This window comes from Kitasatospora sp. NPDC004614, assembly GCF_042873675.1.
GTDB lineage: Bacteria > Actinomycetota > Actinomycetes > Streptomycetales > Streptomycetaceae > Kitasatospora.
Map to the genome: position 1 here is coordinate 441,302 of NZ_JBIALR010000002.1, position 12,384 is coordinate 453,685.

Consider the following 12,384-nt stretch of genomic DNA (forward strand, 5'->3'; position numbering starts at 1 on the left):
CCAGGAGCGAGACCTTCGAGGTGGCGGGTGACTCCAGGACCCTCAAGCTCCCGCCGGTCGGGTTCGCATCCGTTCTGACCAGTGGCGGGCGGCCGGTAGCTTCACCTGACTGGGTGGTTGGCTCGTTGGACCAGGACCAGCCATGCGACCCCTTCAAACACCGCCTCTCGTAAGGGCGGGCTACAGGGGACCGGAGCGACCTGCTCGGCAGCAGCCGCTCGCAAACAGCACGGCGTCAACTCGGAGGTTCCTCCGCTGAAGTTATCGACCGCCGGCTCGGTGTCGCATGATCCAGGGCCCTGGTCAGCCAAGACCCTTCCACCCACACCCCGTTGTCAGCGGTATGCGTCAGCATGGTCGGCATGACGCCCTATGTGCTGACCGGCCTTGGTGCTCAGCGGTTCGAGGAACTGTCCCAGGCTCTTGCCCTGAAGACTCTCGGGGCATCAGTGGAGATCTTCGGCGACGGTCCTGACGGCGGACGGGAAGCCAGTTTCCAGGGGCTGACGCACTTCCCGGACCCTGATACTCCATGGACCGGCTACGGCGTATTGCAGGCCAAGTTTCGTAGTCGTCCAGAAGGTACGGGCAAGGACGCTGATTGGCTGATCGGCCATATCAAGGCGGAGCTGGATGCGTGGGGCGATCCTGCTTCCAATCGGGTCCGCAAGGGTCGCATCCCCGACTATCTCCTGATCACCACCAACGTCGTCCTCTCCGCTGTTCCGGGCAGCGGGGGTACCGACCGTGTCCATGAGGCCGTGCGCGAGCGCGTACGTCAGCTGAATCTGCCGGTCAAGGGTTGGGAAGTCTGGCACTACGACAAGATCTGCCGACTCCTCGACAATAACGAGGATGTGCGCCACGCCAATGCCGACGCGGTCCTGCCCGGCGATGTCCTGGCCCGTCTGTATGCGCTGCTTCAGGAGCTGGACGCATCTCGAGCGCTGTCCGGATTGTCTGCCGGCTACGGATTGCCGCGAGAGCTGCGGCCGCTGATCGGGCGCGAGGATGCGCTCGCGGATGCGTTGGCGGCTCTCCAAACGCCCGATCCCGACGGAAGACGCTCAGTGCTCGTCACCGGCGGGCCAGGCATCGGGAAGAGCTGTCTGGCTCTGAGACTGGCGCGGCTGGTGGAGGAGCACTATCCCGACGGCCAGTACCACCTCGATCTGGCACTTGGTGGTAACGACGGATCCGAGGTCGACCTAGTGTCGATGCTCCTCCAGGCTCTTCGGCCTATCGGTGATCCAATCCCCGAGGTGAGTGGTCAGCGTCGCGCTCTCCTGCGCGCAACATTGGCCGACCGTAGAGTCCTCCTGCTGGTGGACGACATCGTCTCTGAGGAGGCGTTGTTGGAGGTGCTGCAGATGGACGGTCCCTTCGCGCTCGTGTGCACTAGCAGGTCTAGGCTCAGCGGCCTTGCCGGACTGGTCCACTCCGTCGAAATCGGTCCCCTGCCCGTCGAGCACAGCCAAGCGCTCGTGACGGCAGTCGCCGGGCCGAGGCGGTTGACCAATGAACAAGTGTCGGACCTGGCCGAGGCCTGCGGTGGACATCCGCTCGCGCTGCACATCGCGGCAGCCCACTTGGCGAGGCGTCCGAAGGTCGACCCAGACCGGTTCATCCAGGACATCGCGAGTCCTGACCACGGACTGCGGGCCTTGCGGGCCGGTCGGACCGCTATCGAACCTGTGATCGAGCGAAGCTTTGCTGCTCTGGATGAGGAGCAGGAGCATCTGTTCACGGTGCTCGGGATCCTGCCGCACATGTCCATCACCGTCGACATCGCTGCCGCCGCCATTGCCTCGTCGGAGCAACTGGCAGATATCCGCCTCGACGCTGTAGCGGAACTCCTCGACGAACTGTTCGAGCTGAGTCTCATCGAGCAGGTTGACGAAGACCGCTACGTCTTTCACGAGATCCTGCATCGCTTCGCCCGCCTCAAGTCCGCCTCGACCGCGATGGAGTGCCGCGAGACCGCAATTCGGCATGCCTGTCTGATGGCGGCCGCCCGTGCAGAATCGGCCACCGAATCGATTGGTTTTGCCGATAAGGAAGCCACCGTACCGGCGCCGAACAACCGGCAGGCCCTGCAGCAACTGAACGCGGACCGGCCAGGCGCGGTTGCTCTGGTCGAACTTGCCCGGGACCACCAGGCCTGGGGCCCGCTCGTCACTCTCGCGGCCAACCACACTGCCGCTCTGTGGCATGGCAGCCATTGGAGTGACATCGACCGTGTCTACCAGTGTGTCTTGGAGGCTGGCACCCGGTCCGATAACCCCGAGTGGATGGCAACAGCCCTGAACAACCTCGCCATGGCTGCCGCCCACCTCGGCGATAGTCAGCGTGCCGCCGACCTGTACCACCAGGCAGCCCGGACCGCCCACGACGCCGACGATCCACACCTGATGCACCTCGCGGAGCTGGCCATGGGCTCCTTGCTCATCAATCTCGGACGCGCCCGCGACGCCATCCCCTACCTGCGCCAGGGACTGCCGTACTGGCGTATCACCGGCTCGCAGCAGGTGCTGGCCCAGGCCCTTGGCAACCTGGGTCAGGCCTATCTCGCTGTTGGTCAGGTGCGCCGGGCCGAGCGCTACCTGCGCAATAGCCGCAGTCTCTTGAAGGTAGGAACCACTGCGGAACTGTGGAACCGCGGCGCGCTCGGCACCCTTCTGCGTGCTGGCGGTCGTATGGCTGAGGCTTCGCAGCAGGCCGCTCAGGACATCGAACGGGCCCGCGCGGTGGGAAGCCGGGCGTTGGAGGCGGCGGCCCTGATGGCACTTGCCGAGACGCCCCCGCAGGATCGGCCGGACTCCGCACCCGTTGAGCCGCTTGACGCGGCGCTGGCGATCTACCGGGACACCGGAGATGTCCAGGGTCAGGTGCGGGCGCTGTATCGTCTGGGCGAGCGGGCCGCCGAGCGGGCAGAGATCGACACGGCTGTCGCATATCTAGGCGAATGCGCGCGGCTGGGGGTAGATATCGGCGACTACGACCATGCCTCCCAGGCGGTGGCCTACCTGGCGTCCTACCACGGAGGCGCCGGGCATTTGGATGAAGCGGAAGCCTTCTTTACTCAAGCTCAGGACTTGGCTCGCCACACTGGGAACCCCGGCGTACTAGCGCAGGCTTTGCAGAAGAATGCGGAATTTGTATGGCGTACAGGTCGAATCGGTCGAGCCGTGAACCTGCTGACCGAGGCCGTAGGTCTGCTCGACGGCACCGAGCACAAGCACGCTAGGGCGCAGGCGAGGACCGCCTTGGGGGAAGCCCTCCTTGTCTCAGGGCAGTGGCAGGAGGGCGCTCGGATGCTGGAGCAGGTCGCCTCCGTTACCTCGGACGACGCCCTGCCACTTACCAGAGCCCACGCAGACCGGGCGCTTGCCATCCTCTACTCGCGCCGTGGCCTCCACACAGAGGCCAAGACCATGATCACCAGATCACTCGATGCATGCGACCGCGCTGGCGACGCCACGGCCATCCTGCGCACAAGAATGGCGCTTGCGAACGTGAACGCCCGCAATAGGGACTGGCCCGAGGCCCTCAACGAGTACCGGAAAGCCGCGGATCTCGCCGTAGCGCAAAAGGATCTGCACGTCCTCCTCACCGCCGAGACACAGGCAGCCGTCTGCCTGCTGTACGGAGAAGATCCTGAGCAGGCCGTTGCCGATCTCGACCGCCTTATGCCTTCGGCGCAGCAGCTAGGGATGCGTTCCCTGGAGGTAGCCATCCATGTCAATATCGGTGCCCGCTGTGCGGATACAGGCGATCATGCGTCGGCCGTTGAACGGTTCAACCAGGCCCTGGCCTTGATTGAGGATCTCGACGACGACACTCTGCTGGCGCCCTGTCTGATGAACTTGGCGCGCGCCTATAAGGCGCTCGGACAGATCGATGCCGCGCGGCACCACGCACGCGAGGCCTTCGGTGTCGACCAGCGCATCGGAGACTGGTCGGGGGCGGGAAACGCGCTCCTTGAGCTGCGTCGTCTTCACGCTCGCAGCGAACCGAACGCTACCGAGCCCACGCTCAGCGATTTGCTCGGCCCGCAGAAGCTGCAGGACCGCCGAGTCCTGGAATCCATTCGGGCCCGCTTGCAGCCCGCCAGCCGGAGTCTCCTCGCTTCAGCCGACAATGATCGGCAGCAGCTGACACCCGCTCGGGACGGGAGGCGAATCAATGTCGCCTCGTCGGTCCAGCGCGAGCTGGCCGGCCATGACATCACACGAATGATCGCTCGGCTTGCCAGCTCTCGGCAGGTCTGTGAAGCCTGCAAGTTGGTGATCGACGAGGCCAGCGAGGCCGAACTGCTGCTGTTTCAGCACCCGGAGCTTGAGCACGAGGTTGTGCGCCTGGCCCACCCACACTGCGTGGGCTCCAAGGTGATCCAGCTCGCTGGGAGAGCGCCGAAGGCGCCCAAGATCATCTCCGAGGTCGAGTGCATCCTGTTTGGCGGCGACACGGCAGGCATTATCGTCGACTGCTACGGCGGATGGGGGTCGGTCGGCGATGGGCCCATCCAAGACTTGGTCCTGGATTCCCACCTCGCCGCCGGGTTCACCGATCTCCGGAGCGTGCTCGAGGGCTTGCAAGATGGCGACGTGCTGGATTTCAGGACCATTCCCCGAGTGCGGAACCGCGACCTTCAAGCGCGCCTGGTGGACAACAGGCTCACCGTCTCTGGCCCCTCGGGAGCCTTGCTGGACGGCATGCCACTCAACTTCTTCCCCCACTGGTACCGGGCCGCCCGGGAGGGAACGTTGATCATCGTGGTCGGCCGAAACCTTCAGGGGATGGCGGCTGACGACCCGGGCTACCTGTTGCAGGCGATGGATACCGGGCAGACCGTCGGCGGCACTGTGCCGCTGGTCGTGGCCCGCCCGAGGAGGAACGCACCGTGCCCGTGCATGATGCGCACCGGGCGCAAGTTCAAGCACTGCTGTGGCAGGACCCGTTGAGCTCGGCCAGAAAGCGGAGCAATGCAAGCCGACGGGCCATCGCGAGTGCCTGCCGCCTGCAGTCGCCTGTTACCTGGTTGCCAGGAATGCCCCCTCTCGAACGCTGCCGTCTGGGTTCACGCTCGTTCTGACCTGCGGCGGAGCGAGCGGTTGGGCGGCGGCTGAACCCGGCTGGACGGGGGTGAATGAGACCAAAACTGAGACCAGGGTCCGACGTCTAGCGGGCGGTCTGTCGCTACCCGGCCGACACTTGATCACGTGCCTAAACCACCGGCCCGAGTGCCGACATCGTTCACAGTGCGTGATCGGCTTGTGGTGCGACGGTTCGCCGGGCGCGACTCGGTGGAGGAGCTGACGAGCCTCCTCCACCGGGCTTACGCCGATCACGCTGCAGCAGGGCGGGCCTTCTTTGCCTCCTACCAGTCGGTGGAGGACACGGCCATCCGACTAGGAAGGGGCGAGTGCTGGTTAGCAGTGCAGGGGACTGAGTTGGTGGGCTTAGTGACGTTGTCGGCCCCGCACGAGGTGCCGGACGGGTACCCAGCCCCGGCGGGAGCGGGCTCGTTCTGGCAACTGGCGGTGGATCCCGCGTACCGGGGGACGGGCCTCGGGCAACGGCTGCTGACCCTGGCGGAGGAGCGGATCACAGCCCTCGGCGCGACCGAGGTGGTCATCGACACGTCGGTCGAGGCGATCGAGTTGGTCGGCTGGTACCGGCGGCGGGGATATGTGCCGGTCGGTAGCTGGCGTTGGGATGTGACGAACTACGAGAGCGTCGTTCTTTCGAAGGCCCTGTCTGCAGGATGACCGCCGGCTATGGAATGGCTGTGGGCGCGTCCCCAAGCTGGGGACGCGCCCACCGAGCGCTGTTCTCTGCCGTGCGGCTGCTACCGGGCGAGGTGCTGTTCGGCCTCCTGGGCGGCGGTTGTGAGGGCTTCGTCGAGGGCTTCGACGCGTCGGCCTCCGGCGCTGGCGACGGCTCCCTTGCCGCCGGCTCCACCTCCGACGGCGCGGGCTGCGGGGGAAAGGATCTGGCTGGCCTGGGTGCCGGCTTCGTGGAGGGCGCGGGTGATCCCGGCGGCGAGTACGGCCTTGCCCTGGTGTTCGCTGCCGAGGACGACGACGGCGCGGTCGGGGGCCATCAGGGCTGCGGTCTCGCCGACGAGGTGGCGGAGATCCTCCGGGTTGAGGCCGGTCAGCCTCTCGGTGATGACTCGGCCGCCGACGACAGCGCGGGCGGACGCGGCGAGCCGCCGGGCCTGTTCACGCAGTTCGGCGTCCTTGAGACGGCCGAGTTCCTGCTGGGCGGTGGTGAGTGCGTCGAGGCGCTTGCGCAGGGCGTCGGGGGCGTCCTCGGGGCGGGTGCTGAGGAGGGTGGAGAGTTCTTCGAGGAGACGGCGTTCGGTGTCGTAGTAGTTCAGGGCGTCGCGGCCGGTGAGGGCTTCGATGCGGCGGAGGTTGGAGCCGATTGAGGCTTCGCCGAGGATGCGGACGGGGCCGGCGTTGGAGCCGTGGCCGACGTGGGTGCCTCCGCACAGTTCGCGGGAGAAGTCGCCGATGTCGACGATGCGGACGTGGTCGCCATACTTCTCGCCGAACAGAGCCGTCGCACCGGCGGCCTCCGCGTCGGCGCGGGTGGCGTGCCAGATGCGGACCTCGGGGTCGTCGAGGAGGTGGTCGTTGACCAGGGTCTCGGTGGCGGCGAGCTGGGTGGGGTCGACGGCGGAGAAGTGGGCGAAGTCGAAGCGGAGCCGTCCGGCGTCGACGAGGGATCCGTGCTGGCGGGCGTGGTTGCCGAGGGTGCGGCGGAGCATGGCGTGCAGCACGTGGGTGGCGGAGTGGGAGCGCGCGACGGCGTCCCGGCGCGGTCCGTCTGCGAGGGCCTCGGCGGACTGGCCGCTGCGGATCTCGCCTTCGAGGATGCGGACGGTGTGGACGTGGAAGCCCTCCAGGCCGAGCTTGGTGTCCAGCACCTCCAGGACGGCGCCATCAGTGGTGCGGATGGTGCCGGTGTCGCCGACCTGGCCGCCGGACTCGGCGTAGAAGGGGCTGCGGTCGAGGATCAGCTCGACGGTGCTGCCCTGGTCGGCTCCGGGCACGACGGCGCCGTCGGAGATCAGGCCGAGGACGGTGGCCTCGGCGGTCAGCCGGTCATAGCCGACGAAGTCGGTGCGGCCGTGGCGGGCGGACAGTTCGCGGTAGGTGTCCTGGCGGCGCAGGGCCTCGGCGGTCTTCGCCTTGCCACCGCTCTTGGCGCGCTGCTGCTGCTCGGCGAGCAGGGTGGCGAAGCGGTCCTCGTCGACGGTCAGGCCGGCGTCGACGGCGGCCTCGATGGTCAGCTCGACGGGGAAGCCGTAGGTGTCGTGCAGTTCGAAGGCAGTGTCCCCGGTGAGGGAGGTGGGGCCCGCGGTGCGGGTGCGGGTGATGGCGGCGTCCAGCAGCCGGGTGCCCTGGGTGAGGGTGCGGGTGAAGGACTCCTCCTCGGCAGCGACGACCTGCTTGATCAGCGTGGACTGGGTACGCAGTTCGGGCCAGACGTCGCCGAGGTTGCCGATGACGCTCGCGGTGGTGGCGGGCAGGACCGGGCCGTCGATGCCGAGCATGCGGGCGTGGCGGATCGCCCGGCGCATCAGGCGGCGCAGGACGTAGCCGCGGCCGTCCTTGGCGGGCAGGACGCCGTCGGCGATCAGGAAGGCGATCGAGCGGGCGTGCTCGGTGACGACCTGGAAGGAGGTCTTCTGCTCGCCGGTGCCAGGGTAGTCGCGGCCGGCGAGTTCCTGCACGGTGGTGAGGGTGGGCAGGAGCAGGTCGGTGCCGCAGACGTTCTCGACGCCCTGGAGGATCGCGGCGAGGCGGTCGAGGCCGAGGCCGGTGTCGATGCTCTGCTGGGCGAGTTCGCCGAGGATCGGGAAGTCGCCCTTCTTGTCGCCCTTGCCGCGCTGGTACTGCATGAAGACGAGGTTCCAGATCTCCATGTAGCGCTCGCCGTCGACGGCGGGGCCGCCTTCGCGGCCGAAGGCCGGTCCGCGGTCGTAGTTGACCTCGGAGCAGGGTCCGCATGGTCCGGGGACGCCCATCGACCAGTAGTTGTCCTTCATGCCCAGGCGCTGGATGCGCGCGGCGGGAACGCCGATCTTGCGCCAGAGCTGTTCGGCCTCGTCGTCGTCCTCGTAGACGGTGATCCAGAGCCGGTCCTTCTCCAAGTTGTAGCCCTGGGTGAGGAGTTCCCAGGCGAAGGCGATGGCGTCGGCCTTGAAGTAGTCGCCGAAGGAGAAAATGCCGTGACGGGTGGTCATGCTCCTCCGATCGGGCTGGTGTCGAGCGCACCGAGCAGGGCCCGGAAGTCCTCGGCCGTGTCGGCGGTGCGCAGGAATCCGAGCGGCCGGGTGGGCGTCTCGAAGAGCCACTTCTCCTCCCGAAGGAAGGCGAGGAGGCGAAGGGCCGTCGGCCCGGCGAGGCAGACCGGCACCGGGCGGATGGTGGTGGCGTAGTACAGCGCCGCGGTCAGCTCGTGCAGGGTGCCGACCCCGCCGCCCATCGCAACGATCAGGTCGGCGTGCTCCAGGTAGTGGATGAGCCTGGCGCCGAGGTCGGGCAGGTGGACGGACACGGTGGTGTGCGGGTTGAACGCGCCCCACTCTTCGTGTTTGCCGGCGAGGGTGACCCCGGTGACGAAGGCGTCCCGTCCCGCGGCTCCGCGGGCGGCGGCCTCCATCAGGCCGTTGTAGCCGCCGTGCAGCAGCTGGTACCCGGCGTCACCGACCGACCGGCCGATCTCCTCGGCCAGGAGCTCTTCTTCCCCAGAGGCGGGAACGACGCCGCCGAAGAAGACGGCGGTCAGACCCTCGCGAGCCCGGGTTGCGGCCGGGCCCGCGAGGTGGAGTGCAGTCACGCCAGCTCCTGGTAGGTGTGGTACGCCGCGACGGCGTCGTGCAGGCCGTCGAGGGCCTGCGGGCAGGCGCGTTCCACCAGTCCCAGCACGCGCTCGATCGCCGCGTCGACGTCGGCCGCCTGCGGGATCGCCGGGCCGCTGATCGCCGCGTCCAGGTCGGCGAGGCAGGCCCGGCCGATCGGGGTGGCGGCGATCTCCTCGCGCAGCTGGTACCAGCCCCAGAACCTGGACGCCGGTGCTAGGGCGGCCTTGATCAGGTCCTTCGTCGCGGTGTGCAACCGGTGCCACTCGGCGTACGCGACGAACCGCTGGCCGCGCCTGATCCGCTTGTGTAGGAGAACGGCCAGGACCAGGTGCTCGATCAGCAGCTCGCTGCACGTGGGCGGTCGGGTGAGGAACGAGTGCATGTAGCTCTCGGCCACGGCGATGTCCGGCGCGGGGGCCGGCTCGGGCGCGCGGTCGAGGATGACGGCGGTGCTGACCGTCTCCCGCAGGCGCGGGATGTGGGAGGCGGGCACGAGGTACAGGTCGATCTGGTGGAGTCGGCCCTCGTCCGGGACGAGGAAGACCGTCCCCACCCCGCCAAGGTCGGCGACGATTGTGTCGCGCCAGCCGGGCAGCAGGGCGCCCGCCTCGACGGACATCAGGACGTCCAGCGTCCTGACGAAGGAGGGGAGTTGGCCGTCCTGGACGCCGACCACGAAGTCGACGTCCGAGAGCCGGTCGGCGGTGCCCTGCGCCAGGGAACCACGGACCATCAGGTGGGTGACGGCGGGGGAGGCCGCCAGGATGTCGGAGAGCTTCGACAGCAGCGGCAGCTGTGCGGGCCGGTTGGCCTGGGTGATCTCTGCCAGTTGCAGGGTGGGCATGTGCTTCTCCTTCCGGAGCTTCGGTGTAGCCGGCAGCGGTCAGGCAGACAGGGCGAGCAGGCGGCTCTTGGCCGTCGTCCAGCGGACGGCGGCCTCCAAGTCGCCGAGGGAGGTGTGCAGCTCGGCAATCAGGTCGTAGGCCGCACCCTCGGGCAGGGCGTACATGTAGAAGAGCCGCAGCAGCATGCGCTCGGCCGCCTCGGTGTAGCCCAGCGTGGACATGTTGCGGGCGGTCTCCAGGCATTCGGCCAGGACGGTTCGGTCGGCGGCGGGCAGCGCTTCGGCGACCGTGGGGTGGAGCGAGGGCCGCCGCGCCAACTGCTGGTAGGTGTCGTCCGCGTAGACGTCGGCGATCAGGTGGATCCGGTCCGGGCCGAGCAGGTTGCACACCCCGTGCGGGTAGGTCGGGGTGAGTCGCCAGATCCGGCCGCCGGCCATGTGCACCTTGGTGCCGCCGGTGACCAGGAAGGCGGAGCTGTTGGTGTGCAGCGGGATGTGCAGGCGGTGCCGTTCGACCTGGTCGAGTTCGTCGTAGTCGCGGTGCTCCCAGAGGAAGGCGTTGCCCTCCAGCCGGGCGAGCCGTACCCACATGTAGTTCAGCCCGAGGTCGGCGAGGTACGCGGCGGTGGCGGGCATGCGCTGCAACAGCTCGGTCGGACGGGCAGCGCAGTCGCTGATCATGACGTCGGCAGCGTCACCGGAGGCGTTCATCAGCGAGGTGGTCCACCAGCCCCCGGACTGATAGGCGCTGTACTCCGCCTTCCAGGGGGCCTGGGCGGTCAGGGCTTCGTGGCGCATCCGCTCCAACTGGGCGGTGTCCACGGACGCCAGCTGGGCGATCTGCCCGGCCAGCGCGGTCAGTGTGCTCTCCATCGGTTCCCTCCCGTTGCCGGCCCTTGAACGGTGAGCCGGTGCGCACGTGGTGCTGGATGGGTGGCTCGGGCGGCGCTGTTGCTCGCGACCGTCGGCCTCACGCTTCGCATCCAGTTGTTCACGGATGGCGAAGTGTCGTTCAGCATGGCTCGGCCGCCGTGGCGTCGATACGGCACGACCGCCGTCACCGACCCGCCGTCATTTCCGCTGCTGGGGACGGCCGGTCGGCGTGTGCGTCATGACTGCCGTCATGGCTGCCGTCATCTGCGCCGAGAGACGCGCGGAGGGGTGTCCTGTCGGACGCCCATGGCTATCGTCGAACCAGACGAACGGGGACCGGAGGAATCCGCGGTGGCTGAAACTCCCACGCTCTTAAGGGTCTTGACGCTGGAACGGCACTGGCAGGTCTATGCGACCTTCCGGCGCCGCTTCGAGGCCGCCGCAGCCCAGCTCGCCGAGACCGAGGCAGATCCGCGCCTGGCGGGTCTGTCGGTCTCCAAGCGGCAGTTCGAGCGCTGGTACGGGGGCGGGGTGAAGACTCGCCCCTATCCGGATCAGTGCCGAGTGCTGGAGGCCATGTTCGGCATCGGCGTCGACCGGCTGCTCGCCCCGGCACCTGCCACTCCGTCTCCGCTCGTCGTCCCGCCGCCACGGGCGGTCCCTGCCCTTCTCTCTTCCGAGCGGGCAGCGACTCTGCCCGCTGGAGGACCGTTCAGCAGCGAGTCCCGCCTCGACGCGGGCACCACGGAATTGGAAAGGCAGGTCGCGATGGCGGCTCGTCGTGCGCTTCGCTTCAGCGCGATGGCGGAAGGAAGCAGTGTCGGCCCGGAGACCCTGGGCCAGATCCAGGACGAGGTACGGCGGCTCACCGTCGCGTACCCCAAACTCGCGCTGCCGACCCTGCTCGGCGACCTGGTGGAGGTCCAAGACCTGACCTTCCGGCTCCTGGAGCAGGGCCGGGTCAAGCCGCTGCAGGCTCGCGAGTTGTACCTGCTCGCCGGAATCACCTCCGGCATGCTGGCCAAGGCCAGCCACGACCTCGGCAACCCGAGCGCCGCCATGATGCAGGCCCGTACCGCCTTCGTCTGCGCCGACAACGCCGACCACCACGCCATGCGCGCCTGGGTCCGGTCGCTGCAGTCGCTCATCTCCTACTGGGCCGGCCGCCCGGCCGAAGCCGCCGACTACGCCGACCTCGGGCAGGCCGTCACCGGCAACGTCCGCGGTACCACCGGAGTCTGGCTCGCCTGTCTCTCCGCCCGCGCTCACGCCCTCCTCGGCAACGGCGAGGCCACTCGCGCCGCCATCAGCCGGGCCGAGGACGCGCGGGCCGCCGTCGAACCCGACGACCTGGACGGCTTCGGCGGCATCATGACGTTCTCAGTTCCCCGGCAGCTCTACTACGTCGCCGAGGCCACCGTGCACCTCGGCGAGGACCCCGCGCTCGGCGAGACCCAGGCAGAAGCGGCCGTCGCCGCGTACCGCACCGCCACCGAGGACGAGTGGGCCTTCGGCGACGAGGCCGGCGCCCAGACCGACCTCGCGCTCGCCCGCATCGCCCGGGGCGAGATCGAAGGCGCGGCCGAGGCTGTCCGTCCCGTGCTCGACCTGCCCATCGAGCAGCGGAACTTCGGCATCACCAGCAGCGCCCAGCGCGTCCACGCCGCGCTGCCGTCCGACGTGCACCGGGGCGGTGGCGCGGTGGCCGGCCTGCGGGAGGAGATCGAGGCGTTCACCGCGATGCCGACGTCGGTCCTCGTCCGGTGAGCCCGCGGATAGGCTCCGC

At 68.4% G+C, this 12,384-nt stretch carries 7 protein-coding genes; 3 read left to right on the plus strand and 4 right to left on the minus strand.

The genetic code is table 11. From position 1 onward, the window contains the following. Positions 1 to 362: 362 nt before the first annotated feature. Positions 363 to 4,964, plus strand: coding sequence for a tetratricopeptide repeat protein (locus ACFYST_RS07515; RefSeq protein ID WP_387860707.1), 4,602 nt, complete (start codon positions 363 to 365; stop codon positions 4,962 to 4,964). Between the two features lie 342 nt (positions 4,965 to 5,306). After that, positions 5,307 to 5,771: a GNAT family N-acetyltransferase gene (locus tag ACFYST_RS07520; RefSeq protein ID WP_387860708.1), complete on the plus strand. Its 465-nt coding sequence runs from the start codon at positions 5,307 to 5,309 to the stop codon at positions 5,769 to 5,771. Positions 5,772 to 5,851: 80 nt separating this feature from the next. Here ACFYST_RS07520 and alaS read toward each other — a convergent pair whose 3' ends face one another. Genes alaS through ACFYST_RS07540 form a run of 4 tightly spaced genes read right to left on the minus strand, consistent with a single transcriptional unit; the run spans position 5,852 to position 10,598 of the window. Then, a complete protein-coding gene (alaS, locus tag ACFYST_RS07525) occupies positions 5,852 to 8,260 on the minus strand; it encodes an alanine--tRNA ligase (RefSeq protein WP_387860710.1) in 2,409 nt (802 codons plus the stop codon). Further along, positions 8,257 to 8,856 (minus strand): LOG family protein, encoded by a 600-nt coding sequence (locus ACFYST_RS07530; RefSeq protein ID WP_387860711.1) that lies wholly within the window; start codon positions 8,854 to 8,856, stop codon positions 8,257 to 8,259. Before ACFYST_RS07530 ends, alaS begins: the two co-directional genes overlap by 4 nt. Continuing rightward, complete coding sequence (locus ACFYST_RS07535) at positions 8,853 to 9,725, minus strand: hypothetical protein (protein WP_387860713.1); 873 nt, start codon at positions 9,723 to 9,725, stop codon at positions 8,853 to 8,855. The genes ACFYST_RS07530 and ACFYST_RS07535 overlap by 4 nt, the downstream gene beginning before the upstream one ends. Positions 9,726 to 9,764: 39 nt before the next feature. After that, the gene (locus ACFYST_RS07540; protein WP_387860714.1) at positions 9,765 to 10,598 is read right to left on the minus strand and encodes an aspartyl/asparaginyl beta-hydroxylase domain-containing protein; all 834 of its coding nucleotides are present in this window, start codon (positions 10,596 to 10,598) and stop codon (positions 9,765 to 9,767) included. A gap of 381 nt (positions 10,599 to 10,979) precedes the next feature. On the opposite strand from ACFYST_RS07540, the gene ACFYST_RS07545 reads away from it, so the two are divergent. Then, positions 10,980 to 12,365 carry a hypothetical protein gene (locus tag ACFYST_RS07545; RefSeq protein WP_387860715.1) on the plus strand — a complete coding sequence of 462 codons (1,386 nt, stop codon included), beginning with the start codon at positions 10,980 to 10,982 and terminating at the stop codon, positions 12,363 to 12,365. Positions 12,366 to 12,384 lie beyond the last annotated feature (19 nt).